The 23,308-nt window shown below is 65.1% G+C and carries 19 protein-coding genes; 5 read left to right on the forward strand and 14 right to left on the reverse strand.

Annotated features, from left to right (window positions below; all coding sequences use genetic code 11):
* The gene (locus ORI27_RS14920) at window positions 1-432 is read left to right on the forward strand and encodes a hypothetical protein (RefSeq protein ID WP_265997711.1); all 432 of its coding nucleotides are present in this window, start codon (window positions 1-3) and stop codon (window positions 430-432) included.
* 40 nt (window positions 433-472) lie between these two features.
* Here ORI27_RS14920 and ORI27_RS14925 read toward each other — a convergent pair whose 3' ends face one another.
* From ORI27_RS14925 to ORI27_RS14985, 13 genes are read right to left on the reverse strand one after another with little or no spacing between them, the layout of a single operon-like run.
* A complete protein-coding gene (locus ORI27_RS14925; protein ID WP_265997710.1) occupies window positions 473-982 on the reverse strand; it encodes an Rv2253/PknI dimerization domain-containing protein in 510 nt (169 codons plus the stop codon).
* A gap of 12 nt (window positions 983-994) precedes the next feature.
* Window positions 995-2,704, reverse strand: a complete 1,710-nt coding sequence (locus tag ORI27_RS14930; protein ID WP_265997708.1) for an MCE family protein — start codon at window positions 2,702-2,704, stop codon at window positions 995-997.
* On the reverse strand, window positions 2,704-4,053 hold the full coding sequence (locus ORI27_RS14935) for an MCE family protein (protein WP_265997706.1): 1,350 nt from the start codon (window positions 4,051-4,053) through the stop codon (window positions 2,704-2,706). The genes ORI27_RS14930 and ORI27_RS14935 overlap by 1 nt, the downstream gene beginning before the upstream one ends.
* Window positions 4,050-5,480: an MCE family protein gene (locus tag ORI27_RS14940; RefSeq protein ID WP_265997704.1), complete on the reverse strand. Its 1,431-nt coding sequence runs from the start codon at window positions 5,478-5,480 to the stop codon at window positions 4,050-4,052. The genes ORI27_RS14935 and ORI27_RS14940 overlap by 4 nt, the downstream gene beginning before the upstream one ends.
* Window positions 5,480-6,562 carry an MCE family protein gene (locus ORI27_RS14945; RefSeq protein ID WP_265997703.1) on the reverse strand — a complete coding sequence of 361 codons (1,083 nt, stop codon included), beginning with the start codon at window positions 6,560-6,562 and terminating at the stop codon, window positions 5,480-5,482. The genes ORI27_RS14940 and ORI27_RS14945 overlap by 1 nt, the downstream gene beginning before the upstream one ends.
* Complete coding sequence (locus ORI27_RS14950; RefSeq protein ID WP_265997702.1) at window positions 6,562-7,587, reverse strand: MCE family protein; 1,026 nt, start codon at window positions 7,585-7,587, stop codon at window positions 6,562-6,564. The genes ORI27_RS14945 and ORI27_RS14950 overlap by 1 nt, the downstream gene beginning before the upstream one ends.
* Window positions 7,584-8,861: an MCE family protein gene (locus tag ORI27_RS14955; RefSeq protein ID WP_265997701.1), complete on the reverse strand. Its 1,278-nt coding sequence runs from the start codon at window positions 8,859-8,861 to the stop codon at window positions 7,584-7,586. The genes ORI27_RS14950 and ORI27_RS14955 overlap by 4 nt, the downstream gene beginning before the upstream one ends.
* Window positions 8,862-8,870: 9 nt before the next feature.
* Window positions 8,871-9,719 (reverse strand): MlaE family ABC transporter permease, encoded by an 849-nt coding sequence (locus ORI27_RS14960; RefSeq protein WP_265997700.1) that lies wholly within the window; start codon window positions 9,717-9,719, stop codon window positions 8,871-8,873.
* A gap of 7 nt (window positions 9,720-9,726) precedes the next feature.
* Window positions 9,727-10,533, reverse strand: coding sequence for an MlaE family ABC transporter permease (locus ORI27_RS14965; protein ID WP_265997699.1), 807 nt, complete (start codon window positions 10,531-10,533; stop codon window positions 9,727-9,729).
* On the reverse strand, window positions 10,523-11,692 hold the full coding sequence (locus tag ORI27_RS14970; protein WP_265997698.1) for a thiolase C-terminal domain-containing protein: 1,170 nt from the start codon (window positions 11,690-11,692) through the stop codon (window positions 10,523-10,525). The genes ORI27_RS14965 and ORI27_RS14970 overlap by 11 nt, the downstream gene beginning before the upstream one ends.
* The gene (locus tag ORI27_RS14975) at window positions 11,689-12,900 is read right to left on the reverse strand and encodes an OB-fold domain-containing protein (RefSeq protein ID WP_265997697.1); all 1,212 of its coding nucleotides are present in this window, start codon (window positions 12,898-12,900) and stop codon (window positions 11,689-11,691) included. Before ORI27_RS14975 ends, ORI27_RS14970 begins: the two co-directional genes overlap by 4 nt.
* Before the next feature lie 17 nt (window positions 12,901-12,917).
* Window positions 12,918-14,123, reverse strand: coding sequence for a CaiB/BaiF CoA transferase family protein (locus ORI27_RS14980; RefSeq protein ID WP_265997696.1), 1,206 nt, complete (start codon window positions 14,121-14,123; stop codon window positions 12,918-12,920).
* Entirely contained in the window at window positions 14,120-15,622 is a 1,503-nt protein-coding gene (locus ORI27_RS14985) for an aldehyde dehydrogenase family protein (protein ID WP_265997695.1), read from the reverse strand. Before ORI27_RS14985 ends, ORI27_RS14980 begins: the two co-directional genes overlap by 4 nt.
* Before the next feature lie 330 nt (window positions 15,623-15,952).
* On the opposite strand from ORI27_RS14985, the gene ORI27_RS14990 reads away from it, so the two are divergent.
* The 4 genes from ORI27_RS14990 to ORI27_RS15005 all read left to right on the forward strand — a co-directional run bounded on the left by ORI27_RS14990 (window position 15,953) and on the right by ORI27_RS15005 (window position 19,256).
* Window positions 15,953-16,666 (forward strand): SDR family NAD(P)-dependent oxidoreductase, encoded by a 714-nt coding sequence (locus tag ORI27_RS14990; protein ID WP_265997694.1) that lies wholly within the window; start codon window positions 15,953-15,955, stop codon window positions 16,664-16,666.
* A 77-nt stretch (window positions 16,667-16,743) separates the two neighbouring features.
* On the forward strand, window positions 16,744-17,604 hold the full coding sequence (locus ORI27_RS14995; protein ID WP_265997693.1) for a mycofactocin-coupled SDR family oxidoreductase: 861 nt from the start codon (window positions 16,744-16,746) through the stop codon (window positions 17,602-17,604).
* 35 nt (window positions 17,605-17,639) lie between these two features.
* Window positions 17,640-17,837: a ferredoxin gene (locus tag ORI27_RS15000; protein ID WP_265997692.1), complete on the forward strand. Its 198-nt coding sequence runs from the start codon at window positions 17,640-17,642 to the stop codon at window positions 17,835-17,837.
* 54 nt (window positions 17,838-17,891) lie between these two features.
* Entirely contained in the window at window positions 17,892-19,256 is a 1,365-nt protein-coding gene (locus ORI27_RS15005; protein ID WP_265997691.1) for a cytochrome P450, read from the forward strand.
* Between the two features lie 64 nt (window positions 19,257-19,320).
* Here ORI27_RS15005 and ORI27_RS15010 read toward each other — a convergent pair whose 3' ends face one another.
* Window positions 19,321-23,145: a beta strand repeat-containing protein gene (locus tag ORI27_RS15010; protein ID WP_265997690.1), complete on the reverse strand. Its 3,825-nt coding sequence runs from the start codon at window positions 23,143-23,145 to the stop codon at window positions 19,321-19,323.
* Window positions 23,146-23,308 lie beyond the last annotated feature (163 nt).

Below are 23,308 nucleotides of genomic sequence, written 5' to 3' on the forward strand. Positions count from 1 at the left end.
ATGAAACCCACGTTGATGATCTGCGCCGCCCTCACCGTTCTCGGTGCCGCAACGGGTCTCGCGTCACCCGCCCTGGCCGATGATCCACCGCCTCCGCCGCCCGCCTATAACGTCCGGTACACCGTGACCGCCGACAAACCGGTGAATGCCCAGATCTATTACCGGGACACCGATCCCCCCACGTTCTCCGACTACAGTCATGACCCGTACGTCTTCAGTCCGAGCGCCGAAGCCACCGTCGGACCGGACCAACCGTGGGTCCTGGAGGCGAATCTGTCCGATCCGATCCAGTGGGGCATGGTGCTGGTCCAGGCCCAGGGATCGTTGCCGCTGGCGGCAGCGGGGTTCAACTGCACGATGGCGATCAACGGTGTTGTGGTGAAAACGAACAGCGGCCCGAAGGGTGCGCTGTGCTCACTTCGGAACTGGTGAGGGCGGCCGCCCAGCCCGGCCGGGGCCCGATTGGCTTGCGCTACAGCTTTTTCATGTAAAACGGCATCTCGACGACCGGCCACTGGTTGCGGCCGCACGAGCCGCTCGGGCCGATCACGCGGTTCTCGCCGGTATATTCGGTTGCGGCGCCGTCGTAGTGGCCGTCGCTGCCGACCGGATAGATTTTGTACTCCTGGAATCCCTCGATCGCCGCTCCGTCAGCGCAGAACCGCCAGTTCGGGATCGTCCGCTTGATGTACCACAGACCGTTGGTGGTGAAGATGGGAGCGGCCCAGCCGGCGTCGCTCTGCACGGTACCGCTGCATTCGGTCGGTGAGATGCAGGTGGTCGATATGGTCCAGGTGTTGCGTTCGGACGGCTGATCCTCGTACCGGGAGTTCACTTTCGCCCAATCACCGTTGGACGATGTCTCGAACGTTCCGTTGATGCCCCAATCCTCTTCTGCCCCGGCGGGTGTGGCACAACTCAGCCCGGCCAACGTGACGGCCGCGGCGACGATCGTCACTGCCGGAAATCCACGAATCGGCATCGACATCCCCTTTCAGCTCTGCAGCATGTCCTGCCAGGTCGTTGCCGGCTTGGCTAAATCGGTCTGGCGGTACAGCGTGCCGTCACTACCCATGTACTGGCCCGTGCGCCTGTCGTACTTGGCAACCTCCAGCACCGGCTCCTGCTGACCGGCGCCGTTGAAGGCACTCGGCGCGGCCTGGGGCACACCAGGTTCGGCCGGCGGAGGCGGCTGAAGATCAGGGGCCAGCATATTCTCGGGCCCCGGCAGGTTGATCGGGGCGGGCCCGATGTTGCCCTCCGGACCCGGTGGCGTCACCGGTGGAGTCAGATAGGTGGGTTGGCCCGGCAGCAGCGGACCAGGACCGGTGCCGGCGAAATTCGGTGGCGGCGGGGCCACCGGAGGCGCCCCCGGCGGCGGTGCACTCACTCCCGGCGGCAGCGGCGTGCCCTGCAGAGGTCCGAAGATGTTGGAATCCGGGAGGGCTCGGCTGTCGATGGGAACGCCCTGGGCGACCAGATTGGGGTCGATCGGGTAGGGCCCGAGGACGTGCTGGCGCTGCGCCAACGGCTGGAAGCCATTGGGGTCGTTGCACAGTTCCACCGTGGGGGCACGCTTGCCGGGATGTTCCATACACGGGTAGTTGCGCGCGCCGCGCACGGCCACCGGGGAATCCTGCGGAAGCTTGCAGTAGAGGTTGTCCGGGGTGTCGATGACCGAAGTGTCGGCCGGGTTGCGCCACGACGACGGCGGGAGGAAACCGACCGTGCAGGCGGCCGGATCACCGAGGCCGAGCGAGAAGTCGCCGTTGGGCAGGCCGGTCGGGTTGTTGGTCGGCGCGTAGGTCTGGATCTGCGCGACGAACGGCGGCACCAGGACCAGCAGCTGCTCGATCGACGGGTTATAGGTCAACCCGATCTGACCGAAGGTGGTCAGATTCGCCAACAGCACCGGCAGCGTCGGCTTCAGCTGCTCCAGGAGCTTCGAGGTCTCCTGGGCGAAACCCGGGCCGTTGCGCAGAATCGACCGGAACTGCGGGTCGTTGTTGGCCACCTGCTCGGTGATACCGGCCAGGCTGGCCGCATAGGTCCGGATCGAATCCGTGGTGTCGGCTTGCGCTTTCAGGAACGGCATCGAGTCGTCGATCAAGGCGCGGGTGTTGTCGGATATCGCGTTGGCGTCCCGGGTAATCGTCGCACCGGAGTCGACCAGCGAGCCGAAGTCGTAGCCGGTCCCGTTGAACGCCTGATAGGACTCGCTGAGCAGCTGGCTGAGCTTGTCTTTCGGAATGCTGTCCACCAGCTTGCTGACCTGGTCGAGCATCGGGCCGACTGCTTGCGGAATGGACGTGTTGTCGACCGGGATGACCGAACCGTCCTGCAGATAGGGCGCTTTATCGGTGTGCGGCAACAACTCGACGTACTGCTCACCCACCGCCGACATACTGCGGACCTCGGCCTTGAGGTCCGCCGGGATCTTCGGCGAGGTGTCCAGCGACAACGTCGCTTGCGCACCGGTATCGGTCAGTTCGATCGAGGTGACCTTGCCGATCTGCAGACCCCGATAGGTGACGTTGCTGAACTTGTACAGGCCGCCGGTGGCCGGCAGATCGAGCTTGACGGTCAGCCGGCCGAGCCCCAGCAGGGTCGGGACCTGGATATAGGCGAACAGCATGATCGCCACACCCACGATCGAGGCGATCGTGAAGATGATCAGCTGAGTGCGGACGAAACGTGTGAGCATCAGCCACCCCCTCCGGTCGGCGGAGCCGGTGGTGTGTTCGCCGGCGGATTGGGCGCCGCGTCATAGGGTCCGGCGAAGATAGGCGCCACCCCGGTCGCAGCCAATTGGGCCTGGGTGTAGATCTGGGTACCCGGCGGGGCGATCGGCGCCGGCGGCACCATCGGCAGGATCGGCCCGATGTCGGCGACCGACATCGGCGGGGTCGCTGGTGGCGGTTGATCGTCGAAGACGTCCGGCGGCGGCGGGGTGACCCCCGTCTTGAGCGGGTCATAGGTGTAGTTCAGGTAGACCGGATCACCCGGGGCGGGAATGAGTTCGGCGCCTTCCTGTCCCCATCGGGTGCCCAGGAACAGCGTGCGCTTCAGCCGCGGGATGGTCAGGTCGATGACCGCGAAGAGGTTGTAGTAGTCACCACGGACCGCGCGGTCCATGAAGCTCTGGGTGAACGGGAAATGGATCGCGTACTCCAGCAGCGCATCGAGATCGGGACCGACATCGGCGAACGCCTTGATCGCCGGTTCCAGGTTCTTCAGATTCGCGACCAGATCGGCCTGCGACTCGTTGACCAGGCGGTTGGCGGTGTCACTGAAGGTGCCTAGCTTCACCAACGCCGTTGTCAGAGTCGGCCTTTCCTTGATCAGCACATCGATGGCGGGTGGGATCTTCTCCAGTGCCTGGGTGAGATCGTCGCGTTGACCGGCGAATGTCGAGGTCATCCGGTTGAGCGACTGAATGATCGAGATGATGTTGTCGCGTTGGGAATCCAGTGTTCCGACGAAGGTGTCCAAGCGGGTGATCAGATCGCGGAACGCGGCCTCGTTACCGTTGACCGCGGTACTGAAATTGTGGATGACGTCACCGATCTGGCCGAGGCCGCCACCGTTGACGACTGCCGCCAGCGACGCCAGGGTCTGTTCGGTTGTCGGATAGGTCGAGGACGAGTTCAGCGGAATCGTCGCGCCCGGGGTCAGCCGTCCGCTCGGCGCTTGTCCGATGGGCGTGTTCAGGGACAGGTGCATCGAGCCCAGCAGGCTGGTCTGGCCAACGCTGGCAACGGCATTGGCCGGCACCACGATATCGGGCTTCACCGAGAACTCCACGTCGGCGTGCCAGTTCTTGACCGTCAGCTTGCGGACGCTGCCGACGACGACGTCATTGATCATGACCGGCGAATTCGGCTCCAGCGTTGCGATATTCGCAATCTCGACGTGATAGACGCTGGCATCGGATCCGCGTCCCACAGCGCCGGGCAGCGGCAGCGAGTTGACGCCCTGGAACGCGCAGGCACTAGTGGTGACCGCGAAAGCGCCGACGATCACCGCCCGCCGCAGGGAATTTCCGCCGATCATGGGGTGCCTCCTGCTTCCGCGGCCATCGGGGGACCGCTGGGCCCCGGGCCCGGTGGGGCGCCCACCGGGTTCAACATGCTGGGCAGCGATGAGATCACACTGGGCGGCACGATCGGTCCCGCCCCGGGCAGCAGTTGCGCGGCGCCGGGCGGTGCCTCTCCGGGCGCGCGCCCGGTGAACGGCGGCGGGCCCGGAGCCACACCCTCGTAGGCCGAAATGGCCGGCGGGATCGGCGGCACGTCCGGCGGTGGGCCTCCTGCGCCCGGAGCGAGATTGGGCTCGGAATAGACGAGGTCCTGTTCGGGTGCCGCAGGACTCAGGTAGGGATCGATCCCGATCGGCAGATAGTTGAAGTTCAACAGGCGAAGGGCCGGACCCAGGTACTGCTCGCACAGCTTCGCCGTCTCAGGAGCGGTGGTGTTCTCGATCGCACCGATGGCGCCGCAGACGAACTCGGTCGGGTTGGAGAAGTTGTTCAGCACGAACTGCCCCACCGCACTGCCGGCCGACGGGTTGTAGATGTTGTAGGCGTTGGTCAGCGCGTTCGGCGCGATGTGGAGAATGTTCTCGATCTCCATCTTGTTCTCGAGCAGGTTCGACGTGACCGTGGTGAGATGCTGGATCTGCTCGGAGGTCTGATTGCGGCTGCCCGCGACGAACCGCTGGATGTCGACGATCGCCACGGACAGGTTCTTCAGCGCGGCGTCGAGATCAGATCGGTTGCCGTCGATCACACTGGTCAGCGTCGCCAGCCGGTTCTGGAACGACACCACCTGCTGGTTGCTGTCCCGCAGGGTGGTGACGAAGGTCTGCAGATTCGTGATGACGTCGACGATGTTGCCGCTGCCGTTGGCCAGGACGCGAGAGACACCGGCCAACTCGGTGATGGTCTGGCGGAGCTTGTCGCCGTTTCCGTCCAGCGCATTGGCGGCGCTGTCGATGAACCGCGACACCGATGTGCCCGATACGCCGCTCTGCGGCCCGAGGTCGGTGGCCAACCTCGTCAGCTGGTCTTTGACCTCGTCCCATTCCACCGGTATCGCGGTGCGGTCCAACGGTATTACCGCGTTGTCGGCCATCTTCGGCCCGACGTTGTTGCGGTAGGCGGGCGCCAGTTGGACATAGCGGGCGGCGACCAGGTTCTGCGCCACGATCACCGCCTTGGCGTCGGCGGGGATGGGCACGTCGCGGTCGACGTCCAGCACCAGTTTGGTCTGCGTTCCCTGCGGTTCGATCGCCTTGATGGTGCCGACCTTGACGCCCGACACCCGCACGTCGTCACCCGGGTAGATACCGGTGGCCGTGGTGAAGATGGCCGAAATCGTCTTCGGACCGAAGAAGATGTTGCGCACCAGAACCGCGGCACCCACAACGAGAAGCCCGGCCAGTGCGACGGCGAGCACCTTGACCCAACGTGTGCGGCTCATCAGCGGGAACCTCCCGGAATACCGTTGTAGGGCAGCGGCAATTCGGCCCGCGGACCGGCATTGTCCGGCGGCTGGCCGGCATTGACCCCGCGTCGGAAGCCGAGGGCGTAGTCCATGAACGGCTGCAGCAACTGTGCGGGCTGCAGGTTCGGCACGTAGGCGTTGTAGTACGGCCCGTTGGCCAGCGTCTCACCCTCGGACAGGATGAACTTCTTCACGTTCGGCAGCATCTGGGCGATGTTGTCCTTGTTCTTCTCCAGAATCGCGACAACCCGATTCAGCCGCTCCAGGGTGGGAGCCAGGGCCTTTTCGTTGTCGGCCACCAACCCGGACAGCTGCTTGGACACCGCCGCGGTGTTGGCCAGCAAGTCGACGATCGCCTCACGCCGGTCGTTGAGCACTCCGAGCAGGTCGTTGGCGTTGAGGATCAGGGTGTTGAGCTGCTGGCTGCGCTGTCCCAGCACCGTGGTGACGTCGGCGGCACTCTTGAGCAGGCCGGCCAGATTCTCGTTGCGGCTGTTCAGAGATCGGGACAGACGGCTCAACCCGTCGAAGGTGGGCCCCAGCTTGGGAGCGATCTGGTCGATCGTCGCCGAGAGGGTGTCCAGCGACTGGTTGAGCGAGGCGGTGTCGGTGCCGGCGGTATTCGTGGTCAGATCGCTGACAGCATCGGTCAGCGAGTAGGGCGACGAGGTCCGGGTCGTCGGGATCACATCGCCGGAGCGCAGGTTTCCGCTGCCGGCCGACTCGAGGGTGAGAACGCGCTCACCCAGCAGGGAGCCGGTACGGATATGCGCAGAGGTCTGCGATCCCAGCTGGTACTTGCCCGCCGTGGTGAAGGTGACCAGCGCATCGCCGTTGTCGAGCGAAACCCCGGTGACCGAACCGATTTTGATTCCCGAGACCGTCACGTCGTTGCCGACCGTGATCCCGCCCGCCTCGCTGAACAGGGCCTGATGGCGCACCGAGGTGGCCAACTGGGTGAGCCGCTCGGGCTGCAGCCCGACGGCGATCACGAGCATGATCAGGACGGCACCGATGAAACCGGCGCGGTACAGGTTTGAAGCACGGTATTTCAGCATCAGGGCTCCGCACACCTACCGGATTCTTGTTTGATCATCGGGAAGACTCCGGTCCGTCCTTGAAGGTCGGTGACGCGGATGGAAATGCCGCAGATGTAGTACATGATCCAGCTGCCGTAGGCCCCGAGCCGGGCCATCTTGCGGTAGTTGTCGGGACCCCGCTGCAGCCCGCGGTCGAAGATGACCTTGTGGTCGTCGAGCAGTGGCGCGAGCCGGTTGAGCTGCTCGATATCACCCTTGAGCGGTGCCCGAGCCTCGTTGAGAAGGCTGGTGAGCGAGGAAGTCCCGTTGTCCAGCGAGGTGATCGCGGTGCCGATGGGGTCGCGGTCCTGCGCCAGACCACTGATCAGCGTCTCCAGCTTGTCGATGGCTCCGGAGAACTTGTCACCGTCCTTGGCCAGCGTGTCGACAACCACCCGGAGGTTGTCGATGAGCCGCTCGATGGTTTGGCTGTTGTCGGCCAGCGCATTCGAGAACGACGAGGTCTTGCTCAGCAGTGAATCGAGGGTGTCGCCCTGGCCCTGCAGGATATTGATCAGCGAGGCGGTGAGCGCGTTGACATCCTGCGGGTTCAGCCCTTGGATCACCGGCCGCAATCCGCCGAGCAAGAGGTCCAGGTCCAGTGCGCCCTGGGTGCGGTCCTCGGGGATCCGTCCCCCGGCCGGCAGCACCTTGGTCGAGCCGGGTCCGTCGACGAGTTCCAGGTACCGATCGCCGGTCAGGTTCAGATAACGCACGGCCGCTTGGGTTCCCGTGGTCAAGACGATGTCGCGGTCGGCATCGAACTTGACCAGGACGCTCTTGTCCGGTTGCAGGTCAACACTCTTGACGGTGCCGACCCGGACTCCGGCGACGCGCACCGTATCGCCACCTTTCAACCGGGATGCGTCGGCGAACACCGCGGAGTACCCGGAGGTCGAGCCGCTGCGGTAGTTGCTGAACGTCAGGAACAGGAACGCGGTCAGGACCACCATCACGACGGCGAACGTGCCGAATTTGACGAGCGTGCTTGTGGTGCGCATCATCCCGGTTGTCCGATCTGTGCGGTGTTGCGCGGCGGGCCGTCCAGCGGCCCGAACAGCAGCTGCTTGAGGCCGTCGGAGTTGAGCAGGATGCCCTGGTTGCCGTACTGCCACGGATTGACTCCGGTGTCGGTCACCAGATACTTCGACCGGTTGCTGTATCCGATGTAGGGCAGGCCCATGCACTGCGGGCCACCCTTGGCCGCGACCTTGGGCAGGTTGGACGGGTAGCGGTAGCGCTCGATACCGAGGGTGAAGGCGACGTTGACCAGAACACCGGGATCCATCAGCGGCGGCTGCAGCCGGACGAAGTTCATCCCCTCGAGGGTGCAGTTGATCGCGGATGCGTATTCGTTGAACAGGGCGGTGGTGGGTGCCAGCAGCTTGAGCACCTTGCTGAGCGCCGGCTGGTTGCTGCCGAGCACGTCGTTGCCCTGATCGGCCAACCCGATCATGTTGACCAGGAAGCTGTCCAGGTTCTGTTGATCATCGACGATGCTCTGGCTGACCTTGTTCGCATTCTGCACGGTGCGAACCAGATCCGGTGCGGCGTCGGCATAGGCGGCGGTTACCGGCGCGCTGAGTTCGATGTCACGGGCCATGTTCGGCAGGCTGGGCTCGATCTTGGCCAACAAGCTGTCGAAGTCGACCACCGTCTGGCCGAACTGCTTGCCGCGTCCGGCGAAGGCCGCCGAGAGCGCTCCCAGTGTTTCGTTGAGCTGCGCCGGATCGATCTTGTTGAGGACCTGAGTCAGCTGCTGGAACACCGTGTTGATTTCGACGGTGACGTGCTGTCCCTGCAGAACCTGGCCGGAATACATGGGTTTCGGTGACGGGTCGGCGGGTGGTTCGAAGCTGACGTACTTGGCGCCGAAGACCGTGGTCGAGGCGATGTCGGCGACGACGTTGGACGGAATTTTGCGCAGCTGCGAAGGGTCCATCGCCAGGTGCAGGACTGCTGCCCCGTCCGGGCGGGTCTCGATCGATTCGACCTTGCCGACCTGCACGCCGCGCATCTTGACTCGGGCGTCGGGGTTCATCACCAGGCCCGCGCGATCGGAGATCACCATGACCGGAACGGTTTTGGTGAAGTCCCCGCGAAACAGGCCGACCGCGACGGCGACGATAGCGACAAGGACCACCACCGTCGCGAGGCCCGCAACGGGCCGTGCCCAGCTGCGGGCGCCGAAGCTGTGGCCGGTCCGTGCCGCCACCGGTGCCGCGGTGGTTTCGGTTTCGGATCGGTCGGCCGGCCCCGGACCGAGGTTTCTCGTCACGTCTTCTCCCTATCCGGACAGGTTGAAGTTGCCGTTGGATCCGTAGATGGCCAGTGAGACCAGCAGGGTGACCGAGACGACCACGATCAGCGAGGTCCGCACCGCGTTACCCACCGCGACACCGACTCCGGAGGGGCCACCGGTGGCGAAATAGCCGAAATAGGTATGGATCAACAAAATCGTGATCGCCATCAACACCGCCTGCAAAAAGCTCCACAACAAATCGATCGGGTTCAAAAAGGTGTTGAAGTAATGGTCATAGAGCCCCCCCGACTGGCCGAACAACACCACCGTGGTGAACTGGCTGGCCACAAACGACAAGATCACCGCAATCGAATACAACGGGGTGATCGCCACCATCCCCGCCACAATCCGAGTACTGACCAGGTATTCGACCGGCGGGATGCCCATCGACTCCAACGCGTCGATCTCCTCATTGATCCGCATCGCCCCCAACTGCGCGGTCACCCCCGCCCCGAACGTGGCCGCCAACCCGATCCCAGCCACCACCGGCGCGCTGATCCGCACATTGATAAACGCCGCAAGGAATCCAGTGAGGGCTTCGATCCCGATATTGCCCAACGAGGAATACCCCTGCACCGCCAACGTCCCACCCGCAGCCAAGGTCAAAAACCCGACGATCACCACGGTGCCGCCGATCATCGCCAACGTGCCCGCCCCCATCGAGATCTCCGCGATCAGCCGAATGATCTCCTTACGGAAATGGATCGCCGCATGCGGCGTCCCCGCAATCGCCCGACCATAAAAAATCGTGTGATCACCAATACGGGAAAACGTCCCCAACGGACGACGCACCTGACGCGCAATCCGCGGATACACACCCTGCAACGACGCCATCCCCGGCCTACCGTGCGCTCATCCGGATACCAATCGCGGTCACCACCACATTCACCACGAACAACGCCATGAACGCATACACCACCGTCTCGTTGACCGCGTTGCCCACCGCCTTGGCCCCACCCCCGGTGATCGTCAACCCCCGATAACAGGCCACCAAGCCAGCGATCAACCCGAACAGGGCCGCCTTCACACACGAGATGATCACCTCGGGCACCCCGGTCAACAACGTGATCCCCGCCGCGAACGCGCCGGGATTCACATCCTGAACAAACACCGAGAACACATACCCACCCAAAATCCCGATGATCACCACCAAGCTGTTCAGCAACAACGCCACCAGACCCGACGCCAACATCCGCGGCGTCACCAACCGCTGCACCGGATTGATCCCCAGCACTTCCATCGCGTCGATCTCTTCACGAATCGTGCGCGACCCCAAATCCGCACACATCGCCGTGGCGCCGGCACCGGCCACAATCAACACCGTCACCAACGGACCCACCTGCGTCACCGCACCAAACGCAGCACCGGCACCACTCAGATCCGCAGCCCCCAACTCCCGCAACAAAATATTCAACGTAAAAGACACCAACACCGTGAACGGAATCGCCACCAACAACGTCGGCGCCAACGACACCCGCGCCACAAACCACGACTGCTCCAAAAACTCCCGCCACTGAAACGGCTTCCGAAACACAAACCGCACCGCATCCGCCGACATCGCAAACAGTCCACCAATAGCCTGCATCGGACCCGCGGCGCTGCTCAACGCAATCCCGGGTGACCAACGATCCGGTCCCTTACCTGCCATCGGTACCCGGTCCTTCCAGAATCGTCACCGCTGCGACAGCCGTCGGGCCACCGACATTGTGGGCCAGCCCGATTCGAGCTCCGTCCACCTGATTGGCGGCCTCACCGCGAAGCTGGTCGAAGAGCTCCACGCACTGGGCCACTCCGGTGGCGCCGGGCGGATGACCCTTGGCCTTCAAACCACCGCTGGGATTCACCGGCAGTGCTCCACCGACACAAGTCACCTCGGCCTCCATCAACTTGTAGGCCTCCGCGGGTTCGGCGAAGCCGAGATCTTCATAGCTGATCAGCTCGATGCCGGTGAAGAAATCGTGAACTTCAGCCACATTGATATCGGCAGGCGTCAAACCTGCCATACTGAAAGCTCTTTTCGCGGCGCGAATCGTCGCCGGGAATCTTGTCATGTCCGACTTGTGCTGATGCATCACCGAGTCCAGACCGAGGCCCACCCCACGGATCCACACCGGCCGGTCGGTATAGCGGTCGACCACATCTTCGGCGGCCAGCAAAAGTGCTGCGGCACCATCACTTTGGGGTGCACAGTCATACACGCCGAAGGGCGTGACGACCGTCGGCGCCGCCAGCACTTCGTCGATGGTCACCTCGAAGCGGAGTCGCGCCTTCGGATTGGACAGGCCGTGTCGATGGTTCTTCACCGCGACCATCGCCATGTGCTCACGGGTAGCCGGGGTTTCGTGCAAATAACGCGCAACGTGGAGAGCGAATGCCGCGGGCGCGACCAGCCCCAGCGGATAGTCCCACGCCATGTCGCGGGCCATCGCCTCCCACTCCCACAACAACTGCTTGGACGCCGTCTCGCGCAGTTTGTCCGCACCCATCACCAACGCAACATCGGCGGCCCCGGACGCGATGCCGTAGAGAGCGTTGCGGACCGCGTCATTGCCGGTGGCGCACGAGTTCTCGATTCGGGTGACCGGGAGATCGGGCAGACCGAGCGAATCGGCCAGGATGCCGGCCGGGAATCCGTCGGGGGTGCCCATCGCACCGAACCATGCCGCGTCGATCTCAGACTTGTTGACGCCCTTGTCAACCCGGGCGGCGCACTCGGCGAACGCCATCGGAAGCAGGTCCTTGAGACCGAGCGCGAAATGCTCCCCGAATGCCGTCATGCCGGCGCCCACCACCGCGACGCGCCTCATGCCGCACCCCACGACCGGACGGACGGCTCCCGGGGAGCCGCCGGGCGGTACGGCTCGAACGCGTACCCGTAGTCGGGCACGCCGGACCTGACCGCGACGCGGCGCAGCGTGAGCCGCCCACGGTCGCCGATCCGCACCGTGCCCGGCTCAACACCGGTGACTTTCACAAGTGCGCGAACACCCACATCGTCGAGTTCGACGATCACCAGCGAGTAGGGGGTGCGCAGACCCGGGACGGGGATGTGCACCGTGACTTCGGTGTAGACCGTGCCGGCACGCGGCAGCGGTACCAGTTCGTAGTCGCTGGTCAGCCGGCCGTCTTCGTCGAGACGATAACGGGGCGGAAAGTCCAGTTCGTCGGCGCCGCTGTGCCGGCCGGCCTCCCACCGCACCTTGGCTTCGAAAGCCCGCTCATAGGCCGCCAGCGAGATCGGGATGTCCGCACCGGCGACGACCCTGGTGTTGGGTCTTGGTCGCGGCGCCGGCTCGCGCCGGTACACGGCAGCGTCACCGCCGACCACCGTCACACCGGACAGGCTGGCCTGCTCGACGGCCACCAACGGGCCGTTGGTGTGTGTCTCTGCGAGCGCCGCCAACGCGAACAGCCCGGCGCTGGCCCCAGAGGTCGGCAGCGCCGGCGGATCGCCGCCGCAGAGTTCGGCGACGCGGTCGTGGTCGACGCCGGCCACGGCGACGGGTGTGTCCAGCCATGCCGCCGCCAGCGAGGCGACCAGGCCGCGTTCGTGCAGCAGGCGCGGGTCGCCGTAGTCGTGGACCACACCGTTGGCGCTGCGGGTGCGGACGGGAAGGCTCCGCGCCACACGCGCGGCGGTGCGCACAGCCAGCCCGCTCTCGGCGGTCAGGATCGCCGCCGCCCCCGCCGGATCCAGATCCGTGCCGATGACCAGTGTGCGCGGCCGCGCCGAACTGACCGCGTCCAGCGTGGCCGGGGCACCGCCGAGCCGCTCGTCCACCTCGAGTTCGGGATCCAGCCCGAGGCCCGCCAGCAGGACCGCCGCGTTGCTGCTCTCCAGGAGCGGTAGGTCCCGACTGACCAGGACGACCCGTTCGACGGCGCCACCTTCGGACAGCGCCGCCCGGCCCGCTTCGACAGCGAGTGTGATCGCATCCTCGTCATCGCCGGCAATGCGATGTGCATCACACCCCCACGAGGGTAGATAGGTGCCAATGGCGATGATGTGTGGCATGAATTCTCCGGCGCGACCTAGGTGACCGCGCCAGCGGTCTTGAGTTCGATGATGCGGTCCCAGTCCAGGCCGAGCTCTTCGAGGATCTCGTCGGTCTGTTCGGCGAATCCCGGTGCCGGGCCGGTCTGCGGTGCGGCGACATCGAACTGCACGGGGTTGGACACCAACTCCAACTCCCCCGCGTGCACCAGGTATTCGTTGGCCCGCACCTGGGCATCGGCGGCCGCCTGCAACGTGTCCTGCACCGGCGCCCACGGTCCGGCCAGCGTGGCGAACCGCGTCGACCACTCCGACAGCGTCCGGGTGGCCATCGCCTTCCCCAGGATCTCCACTGCCTCGGCGGTGTTGGCCGCGATCTGCTCCACCGAGGAGAACCGCGCGTCATCGATGTACTCATCGATGTCCATGTGGCGGCAGACATCCGCCCAGAACTTGGTGGGCTGCATCATCACGAACGAGATGTAGCGGCCGTCGGCTGTCTCGTAGAGCCCCACCAGCGGGTTGATCGGTGAACCATGCACCCCGGGGACCGGGGCCACCATCCGCTCGCCCAGGTGCTGGGTCAACGCGATGGTGTGGCCCATCGACCACAGGCCGCTGCCGAGCAGCGACACGTCGACGACCGAGGGTTCACCGGTGCGCTCCCGCGCGAACAGCGCCGCCGCGATGCCGCCGGCCAGATTGGTGCCGGAGATGGTATCGCCATAGGCCGGTCCGGGCGGGCCGATCATGCCCTCGATCCCGGGCGGGGTGATGGTGGCGGCGGTGCCGGCCCGGCACCAGAAGGCGGTCATGTCGTAGCCGCCCTTTTCCGACTCCTGCCCGCGCGGCCCGAAGGCGCTACCGCGCGCGTAAACGATCTTCGGGTTCACCGCGCGGATGTCGTCGACATCGATGCCGAACTTCTTGCGATGCCCGGGGAGGAAGCTGGTGAGGAACACGTCGGATCGGCGGGCCAGCTCGTAGAGCACCTCTTTGCCTTCCGGCACGGACATGTCCAGGCCGATGCTGCGCTTGCCCCGATTGGCGTGCTCCACATTGGGATTCGGGTCGCCCTCGACCCGCAGCGGACCGGTCTGCCGCAGGCCGCGCTGCGGGTCACCGGTCACGGCATGCTCGACCTTGATGACCTCCGCACCCCACTCGCCGAGTACCGCGCCGCACGACGGCACGAAGCCGTACATCGCAACCTCGAGGACGCGAACCCCGTCCAGGGGCCTCACGACACGACCGCCGCGAGTGTCTTGCGCTCGAGGAATTCCTCCAGGCCGGCCACGCCCATCTCACGGCCGACACCGGACTGCTTGTATCCGCCGAACGGGCTGTCCGGCCCGAAGTAGTTGCCGCCGTTGATCCCCATCGTGCCGGTACGAATACGGCGGGCGATCGCCAGCGCGCGGTCGTGGCCGCCGAACACGCCGCCGGAGAGGCCGTAGATGGAGTTGTTGGCGATCCGGACGGCGTCGTCATCGTCGTCGTAGGCGAGGACGGCCAGGACCGGTCCGAAGATCTCCTCCTGGGCAAGCTCGCTGTCGGGGGCAACGTTGGTGACCAACGTCGGCTCGTAGAAGAAACCCGGCCCGTCGACCTTCTTCCCCCCGGTGACCACGGTTGCGCCGGCGGCCACCGCGCGCTGGACCATGCCGTGGACCTTGTCGCGCTGGGTCTCGTTGATCAGCGGTCCCATGTAAGTCGACGGATCGGCCGGGTCGCCATAGCGGACCATGCCCATGAAGTTCTTCACCAGCTCGACGATCTCGTCGTGATGCTTGCGCGGCACCAACAGCCGGGTGGTGATCGCGCACCCCTGACCGGCGTGCGAGCAGATCATGAACGCCGCCATCATGGCGCAGTTGTTGAAGTCGGCGTCGTCGAGCACGACCATCGCCGACTTGCCGCCGAGCTCAAGGAAGACCTTCTTGATGGTGTCACTGGCCGCCGCCATGATCTTGCGTCCGGTCGCCGTCGATCCGGTGAACGTCACGACATCCACGTCGGGGCTGGTCGTCAGCGCCGCGCCGACAGCGGGATCGGTAGAGCTGATCACGTTGATCACACCGGCGGGGATGTCGGTGTACTTCGCGATCACCTCGCCGAGCGCGAGTGTGGTCAGCGGGGTGTCGGGCGCGGCCTTGAGGACGACGGTGCAGCCGGCCGCGAGCGACGGACCCAGCTTGGCCAGTGCCAGCTGGTTGGGATAGTTGTAGGCGATGATCGCGGCCACCACACCGGCGGCTTCCTTCTCCACCCAGCGATGGTGGCGCTGCCCGCGGCTCTCGATTTCGCCGAGATCCTCGGTCATCGAATAGGTCTTCAGCAGATTCGCGTAGTAGCCGACGATCCTGATGGGGTCGTCGAGCTGGGCGCTCTCGGTCAACGCGCGGGTTGCGCCCACCTCGGCGATCGTCAGTGCCCGCAGTTCGTCGCTGTGTTCCACGAGTGCTGCATGCAGCTGCTCCATGCAGCGGATCCGCAGCTCGACGTTGGTGGACCAGTCGGTGTTGTCGAAGGCATTGCGGGCCGCGGCAATCGCGCGCTCGGCGTCGGCGACATCCGCATCAGGGGCATAACCGACCACGTCCCCGTTGGCTGGATTGATCGACGGATACGTCTGCGCAGCCCCGACCAGCTGGCCGTCGATCAGCATGTGCCGCTCCGATACCTGACCCTCGGCCGCCTGCTCGCCGCTCGCGATGGTTGCCGTCGCGTCCTGGGCCGGCATCAGCAACTCCTCCAGTCGGTGGATAACTTGGTTCTCATCTCCGGCGAATCATACATTCGGGCCATGAGAACTCAAGCCGCGTTGGATGAAGCTCACGGCATCGGACACGCGTCCGATAGACGCGACTTGTTATCGCATCTCCGCAGTTAGACAGATTGCGCCGAAGTGTCTTGCGAAATGGATCACACCGAGAGTAGCGTTCTCATATCAGAAAGGGAGATTCTTGACATTCGAGATTCGCTGGACCGGTAACGCTACGCGGTACGGACGCCGTGGTAAACGGTGCCGACCCTTCTCTTTCTCCTTCTGCGGTGGCAAAGGAGACCGTCTGTGAAGACGGCGTTGGTGACCGGTGGCGGTTCGGGTATCGGTGCGGCGGTGGCCAATCGGCTGCGCGCCGACGGCTACCACGTGGCCACGATCGACCTGAATCCCAGCCAAGACCCGAGCCTGACGGATTTCTCCTACCTCGCCGACGTCACCGACCGCGCCCAGATCGACGCCGCGCTCGCCGAGATCCACGCCGCGCTGGGTCCGGTCACCATCCTGGTCAACGCCGCCGGCCGCGACTCGTTTCGCCGGTTCACCGACCTGTCGTTCGAGGAGTGGAAGAAGATCGTCGACATCAACCTGCACGGCGTCTTCCACACCATCCAGGCCGTCCTGCCCGACATGATCGAGGCCGGCTGGGGCCGCATCGTCAACATCTCCTCCTCGAGCACCCATTCCGGGGCGCCGTACATGTCGGCCTACGTCGCCGCCAAGAGCGGGGTCAACGGCCTGACGAAAAGCCTTGCCCTGGAGTACGGCCCGGCCGGCATCACCGTCAACGCCGTCCCGCCCGGCTTCGTCGATACCCCGATGCTGCGCAAGGCCGAAGCCCGCGGAAACCTCGGTTCGGTCGAGGATGCCATCAAGGCGACCCCGGTCGGCAGAATCGGAAGGCCCGAGGACATCGCCGCGGCCTGCTCCTTCTTCATCTCCGAGGAAGCCGGCTACATCACCGGCCAGATTCTCGGCGTCAACGGCGGCCGCAACACCTGAGTACGAATCAGCTCAAGAGTTTTCATCACATATCGATACTTGAACCGACAACTAGGCAGTGAGAGAGAGGAACACCCGTGGGACGAGTCCAAGGCAAAGTTGCCTTCATTACCGGCGCCGCACGCGGGCAAGGCCGCAGCCATGCCCTGAGGCTGGCCGAAGAGGGCGCCGACATCATCGCTGTCGACTTGTGCAAGGACATCGAAACCATCGGCTACCGCATGGCCACCCCGGAAGATCTCGAAGAGACCGCCGAGCTGGTCAAGAAGACCGGCCGCGGGATCGTCACCGCGCAGGCCGATGTGCGCGAGGCGGCTGAGCTCAAGCAGGCTCTCGAGCAGGGTCTCGCCGAGTTCGGCAAGGTCGACATCGTCGTCGCACAAGCCGGCATCGCCGGAATGAAGGGCCAGCCGCCGCTGCAGGCCTGGTGCGACGTGATCAACACCAACCTCATCGGCACCATCAACGCGATTCAGGTTGCGCTGCCGCACCTGGAGGAGGGCGCCTCGATCATCGCGACCGGGTCGACCGCCGCGCTGATGGATGCCCATCAGAAGGCCAATCCGGGCGCCGATCCCGGCGGCATGTCCTACATGGTCGCCAAACGCCTGCTGTCCAACTACGTCCACGACCTGGCAACCGAGCTCGCGGTGCGGGGCATCCGGGCCAACGTCGTGCACCCGACCAACTGCAACACCGACATGTTGCAGAGCGAGCCGATGTATCGGTCCTTCCGGCCGGACCTGGAGAATCCGACCCGTGCGGACGCCGAACCCGTCTTCGGGGTTCAGCAGGCGATGAAGGTCAATTTCGTCGAGCCCCTTGACATCAGCAACGCGGTATTGTGGCTGGCCTCCGACGAAGCCCGCTATGTCACCGGCATGCAGCTGCGCGTCGATGCCGGCGGCTACCTCAAGTGGTACGACTACCACATCTGAGGTCGGACGAGTAATCCGTACACGAAAGGGAAACTGTGAAGGTCCGGGTTGACCAGGAGCGCTGCCAGGGGCACACACTGTGCGCCATGATCGCTCCAGATATGTTCCAGCTCAGCGATATCGACGGCAGCTCGTCGGCTGTCACCGAAGTGGTCCCACCCGACCAGATAGAACTCGTTCGCGAAGCCGCGCATTCCTGTCCTGAGCAGGCGATCCTCATCGAAGAGGATTGACACCTAGCTCCTTCAGAACTGACAAACCCACGAATAGTCAAGGGAGACAGCGTCTTGAGCGTCGACGACATGACCGCTGACGACGAGCGGAAGCAGCCTCGCTACCACTTCGATCGGCACACCTCGGATTACCGTGTGCAGTTCGCCAAGATCACCGAGGAGATGCAAAGCAAGTGCCCGGTCGCCTGGTCGGACACCTACGGCGGCCACTGGGTGGCCGCAGGCAGCCAAGCGGTTTTCGAACTGGCACGCTGCCCGCACATCTCCAATGACCACGATATCCACGGCGAACGACGTGGATACAAAGGGATTTCGATCCCGACCGCGCGCCGGGCGACCGTGGTCCGTGGCGGCATGCTGGAAATGGACGATCCCGAGCACCGCGTTTATCGCAACGCGCTCAATCCGTACCTGTCACCGGCAGCCATCGCGCGTTGGGAACCATTCATCCACGAGATCACTCGCGCCAGCATCGACGAGAAGATCGAATCCGGTCGCATCGACTTCGTTGACGACCTGGCCAACGTGGTGCCCGCGGTTCTGACGATGGCGTTGCTGGGCATCCCGCTGAAGAACTGGTCAATATACAGCGAGCCGACACATGCGGCGATCTACACCCCCGAGCACTCCCCCGATGCCGAACGGGTGGCCGCACAGCACCGCGAGATGGGGATCGACCTCGTCACGCGGATGAACGAGATCCGCGAGAACCCTCGGCCGGGTCTGGTCAACGCGTTGCTCAATCTGACCGTCGACGGTGAGCCGGCGCCGGACCTTGAGGTCCTGGGCATGCTCGGCCTGGTGATCGGCGGCGGCTTCGACACCACCACCGCCCTCACCGCGCATGCGCTGGAATGGCTTTCCGAGCACCCCGACGAGCGGGCGCGACTCAGCGCTGAGCGCGAGACGTTGCTGGACCCCGCCACCGAGGAGTTCCTGCGGTACTACACGCCTGCGCCCGGCGACGGCCGTACCTTCTCCGACGATGTCGACCTCGAGGGCCATCAGTTCAAAGAAGGCGAGCGGGTGTGGATCTCGTGGGCGATGGCCAACCGGGACCCGTCCGTCTTCCACGATCCCAATGACGTCATTCTGGACCGAAAAGGCAACCGTCACTTCAGCTTCGGCATCGGCGTGCACCGCTGCATCGGATCGAACGTGGCCCGGACCGTGTTCAAGGACATGCTGACGACGGTGCTCGACCGGATGCCGGATTACCAATGCGATCCCGAGGGCACCGTGCACTACGACACGATCGGCGTGATCCAGGGCATGCGGCACCTGCCCGCCACGTTCACCCCCGGCAAGCGTCTCGGGCCTGGCCTCGACGAGACACTGGACAAGCTGCAGCGGATCTGCGACGAGCAGGAACTCGCGCGCCCCATCACCGAGCGCAAAGAGGCAGCCGTCATCGACTGATACCGTCCCGCCCGACAAACGACCGTAGCCCCTTCCGCAAGGAAGGGGCTACGGTGCGTTTTGCCTAGGCGGCCTTGCCGCTCTTCTTCGCGCCGTGACCGGACCGGCCGGACGACTTCTTCGACGACGTGGATCCCTTGGTGGAGCTGCCACTCTTGGCCGAGGTACCGCTCTTGGCCGAAGCGCCCGCCGAGGCCGAAGCCGAGGCATCCGAGGATCCCTTTGCCGACACCTTCGGCAGCGACACCTTCGGCGGCGCAGGCAACGACACCTTGGGCAGCGACACCTTCGGCGGGGCAGGCAACGACGCCGCCGGAGCGTCGGCCGACGATGGCGAACTCTCGGCGGCCTTCGTCGGGGTGGTCGCGGCGGGAGCGTCCTTGACCTTCAACGACACTGTCGGCGCGTTGCCGGCAATACTCGTCGCCGTGTCGTTCACACTCGTCACGGCGGATCCTGCCGCAGCACTGGCTGCCGCGAGGGTCGCCGCGCCGGTACTGCCGCCCACGTCGATGCCGCCACCGATGTGAATGCCACCGATGTTGATGTTGATCGCCGCCGACAGACCGGCGTTGATCGACTTCGCCAGAGCAGTCAACTGCGCACTGATGTGTGCACCCGCTGTCGCCAACGCGTTCACGACAGCCTCCGGCGACGGCAGTGTCGACAGCGCGGTGCGAATCGCGGTGTCCAGGGCAGCGCCGCCCACAATCAGCCCGTTGTTGAGGGCACCGATGAGGGCATTGCCCGCTGCCACACCGGCATTCAGTCCGGCCGTCAACAGCGCCGCGCCGTTGTTGAACACGTCCTGTGCAACCTCCAAGCCGCCACCGAGCGCGCCGGTGAGCGCGTCAACGAATACTTCCGGGCTCGGGAAGTTCGCCACTGCCGCGTTGAACGCTGCGGCCAGTTCGACACCACCGTTGGCCAGCGCATCGATGATCGCCTGTGCCCCATCGAGATTCACGTTCAGCGCGGCCTGCAGTGCCAACGCGAGGTTGACGTTGATGTTACCGATGGCATCGACCAGCGCGTTGATGAAGGCTTGCGGATTCGGGAAGCTCTCCAGAGCTGCCTGGAACGCCGCGAACAGTGCGCTTCCGCCGTCGCCGAGCGCAGCGATGACTGACTGGAAGGCGGTCGATCCGGCTGCGATTCCGGCCCGGATCGTCTCCCCCAGCTGACCCGTCAACGTCGTCAGCGTGTTGGTCAGGATGCCCAGGGTCGGGTTGATCGCCGCCAACGCATTGGCGAAGGCCTCGACGAATGCCTGCGGGCTGGGGAAGTTGGCCAGCGCGGCGTTGAATGCCGCAGCCAGAGTCGCCCCGCCCGAGACCAGCGCGTCGACGAAGCCCTGCAGGCCATCAACGCCGAGGCTGAGCGCGGCCTGCAGCGCCAGACCCAGGTTGACGTCGATATTGCCGAACGCCGCAACCAGGGCATTGAAGAACGCCGCCGGGTTCGGGAACGCCTCCAGAACTGCCTGGAACGCCGCGGCCAGAGCACTCGCGGGATTACCGAGCGCATCAAGCAACGCCTGGAAACCGGTGAGCCCGGCCGCAATTCCCGCCTGGATCGTCTCGTTGAGCTGACCGGTGAACGTGGTGAACGCATTCGCGAGCACGCCGAGGGTCGGGTTGATCGCGGCCAGTGCGCCGGTGAATGCGTCGACGAAGGCCTGCGGGGACGGGAAGTTGGCCAGCGCGGCATTGAACGCCGCCGCCAACGTCGCCCCACCGGAGACCAGCGCATCGACGAAGCCCTGCAGGCCATTGACACTCAGATCCAGCGCCGCCTGAAGAGCCAGCCCGAGATTGACGTCGATACTCGAAAACGCCTGCACCAACGCGCTGAAGAACGCCTGCGGATTCGGGAACGCCGCCAGCGCCGCCTGGAACGCTGCCGCCAACGCACTACCCCCATCACTGAGCGCATTGAGCATGGCCTGGAACCCGGTCAGCCCGGCGGCGATTCCCGCTCGGATCGTGGCACCCAGCTCGCCGGTCAGATTCGTGACCGCATTCGCCAGGATGCCCAGGGTCGGGTTGATCGCGGCCAGTGCGCCGGTGAGTGCGTCGACGAAGGCCTGCGGGGACGGGAAGTTGGCCAGCGCGGCATTGAACGCCGCGGCCAGAGTCGCCCCACCGGAGACCAGCGCATCGACGAAGCCCTGCAGGCCATCAACGCCGAGGCTGAGCGCGGCCTGCAGCGCCAGACCCAGGTTGACGTCGATATTGCCGAACGCCGCAACCAGGGCATTGAAGAACGCCGCCGGGTTCGGGAACGCCTCCAGAACTGCCTGGAACGCCGCGGCCAGAGCACTCGCGGGATTACCGAGCGCATCAAGCAACGCCTGGAAACCGGTGAGCCCGGCCGCAATTCCCGCCTGGATCGTCTCGTTGAGCTGACCGGTGAAGGTCGTGAAGGCGTCGGCGAGGATGCCCAGCGTCGGATTGATCGCCGCGAATGCCCCGACAAGTGCATCGACGAATGCCTGCGGGCTGGGGAAGTTGGCGAGCGCGGCGTTGAACGCCGCGGCCAGAGTCGCCCCGCCCGAGACCAGCGCGTCGACGAAGCCCTGCAGCCCCTGGACGCCGACATTGAGCGCGGCCTGCAGCGCCAGACCCAGGTTGACGTCGATATTGGTGAACGCCGCAACCAGGGCGTTGAAGAACGCCGCCGGGTTCGGGAACGCCTCCAGAACTGCCTGGAACGCTGCGGCCAGAGCACTCGCGGGATTACCGAGCGCATTAAGCAACGCCTGGAAACCGGTGAGCCCGGCCGCAATTCCGGCCCGGATGGTGTCGGCCAACTGTCCGGTGAAGGTGGTGAAGGCCGTGGCCAAAGCGCCCAGAGCCGGGTTGATCGCCGCGAGCGCACCATTGAGTGCTGCGACGAACGCGGCCGGTGACGGGAAGGCCGCCAATGCGGCGTTGAACGCCGCAGCCAACGTCGCCCCGCCGGAGACCAGCGCGTCGACGAAACCCTGCAACCCGGTGACACTCAGATCCAGCGCCGCCTGCAGGGCAAGCCCGAGATTGACATCGATATTGCTGAAGGCCGCGACCAGCGCGTTGAAGAACGCCGCCGGGTTCGGGAACGCCTCCAGAACTGCCTGGAACGCCGCGGCCAGAGCACTTGCGGGATTACCGAGCGCATTGAGCAGCGCCTGGAAACCGGTGAGCCCGGCCGCAATTCCGGCCTGGATGGTGTCAGCCAGCTGGCCGGTGAAGGTCGTCAGCGCACTGCTCAGGATGCCCAGGGTCGGGTTGATCGCCGCAAGCGCATCGGTGAGCGCCGCCACGAAAGCCGCCGGCGACGGGAACGCGGCGACCGCGGCGTTGAACGCCGCGGCCAGTGCTGCCCCGCCTGCGATCAGCGCGTTGGCCAGATCCGCTGCACCCTGGATGCTCACGTTGAGCGCGGCCTGGATGGCCAGCCCGAGGTTGACATCGATGGTGCCGAATGCCGCAACCAGCGCGCTGATGAACGCTTGCGGGTTGGGGAACTCGGCCAGAGCGTTGTCGACCGCCTGGGCGAGCGTGCTGCCGCCGTTGAGTAGACCGTCGACGACGGACTGCAACGCGGTGTTGCCCGAACCGATGCCGGAGATCAGAGCGGCTTGAAGCGCGTCACCCAGTTGAGTGATCGCGGTGTCGGCCGCACCGTTGAGCGCATTGAGCCCGCCGCGCAGTCCGTTCCAGCCGTCGTTGATCGCCTGGATGACGTCGGTGAGCGAGGACAGGGACACGTCGGCCAGAGCCGATAGCGCCCGATCTTGTGCCAGGTGCAGGTTTGGCGGTGTCACCTGAACAGGCGCCAGCGCAATAGCGCTCGCACCGAAGACTGCCACCCCGGCGGTCAGATATGACCGAACAGCAACGTCCATGACTATCCCTTCAAATGGCTGATCCCCGATAGGCGCGAACTTACCTGAGAAGAACCTAAGTAGCCAAGCGAACTGCTCTCAGCTTTTTTAGCTAACTGCGTCAATTCTCTGCACGGAGTCTTGCCATTTGCCGATTAGGGATTAACCACAATTATTTGACGTC

This window comes from Mycobacterium pinniadriaticum (assembly GCF_026242045.1).
Lineage (GTDB): Bacteria > Actinomycetota > Actinomycetes > Mycobacteriales > Mycobacteriaceae > Mycobacterium > Mycobacterium pinniadriaticum.

Excerpts from the sequence above, each read along its gene's own strand:
- ORI27_RS14965 (WP_265997699.1), bottom strand. The coding sequence starts at position 10,533 with ATGGCAGGTAAGGGACCGGATCGTTGGTCACCCGGGATTGCGTTGAGC.
- ORI27_RS14970 (WP_265997698.1), bottom strand. The coding sequence starts at position 11,692 with ATGAGGCGCGTCGCGGTGGTGGGCGCCGGCATGACGGCATTCGGGGAG.
- ORI27_RS14940 (WP_265997704.1), bottom strand. The coding sequence starts at position 5,480 with ATGAGCCGCACACGTTGGGTCAAGGTGCTCGCCGTCGCACTGGCCGGG.
- ORI27_RS15010 (WP_265997690.1), bottom strand. The coding sequence starts at position 23,145 with ATGGACGTTGCTGTTCGGTCATATCTGACCGCCGGGGTGGCAGTCTTC.
- ORI27_RS14920 (WP_265997711.1), top strand. The coding sequence starts at position 1 with ATGAAACCCACGTTGATGATCTGCGCCGCCCTCACCGTTCTCGGTGCC.
- ORI27_RS14985 (WP_265997695.1), bottom strand. The coding sequence starts at position 15,622 with ATGCCGGCCCAGGACGCGACGGCAACCATCGCGAGCGGCGAGCAGGCG.
- ORI27_RS14950 (WP_265997702.1), bottom strand. The coding sequence starts at position 7,587 with ATGATGCGCACCACAAGCACGCTCGTCAAATTCGGCACGTTCGCCGTC.
- ORI27_RS14945 (WP_265997703.1), bottom strand. The coding sequence starts at position 6,562 with ATGCTGAAATACCGTGCTTCAAACCTGTACCGCGCCGGTTTCATCGGT.
- ORI27_RS14930 (WP_265997708.1), bottom strand. The coding sequence starts at position 2,704 with ATGCTCACACGTTTCGTCCGCACTCAGCTGATCATCTTCACGATCGCC.
- ORI27_RS14935 (WP_265997706.1), bottom strand. The coding sequence starts at position 4,053 with ATGATCGGCGGAAATTCCCTGCGGCGGGCGGTGATCGTCGGCGCTTTC.
- ORI27_RS14960 (WP_265997700.1), bottom strand. The coding sequence starts at position 9,719 with ATGGCGTCGTTGCAGGGTGTGTATCCGCGGATTGCGCGTCAGGTGCGT.
- ORI27_RS14925 (WP_265997710.1), bottom strand. The coding sequence starts at position 982 with ATGCCGATTCGTGGATTTCCGGCAGTGACGATCGTCGCCGCGGCCGTC.
- ORI27_RS14975 (WP_265997697.1), bottom strand. The coding sequence starts at position 12,900 with ATGCCACACATCATCGCCATTGGCACCTATCTACCCTCGTGGGGGTGT.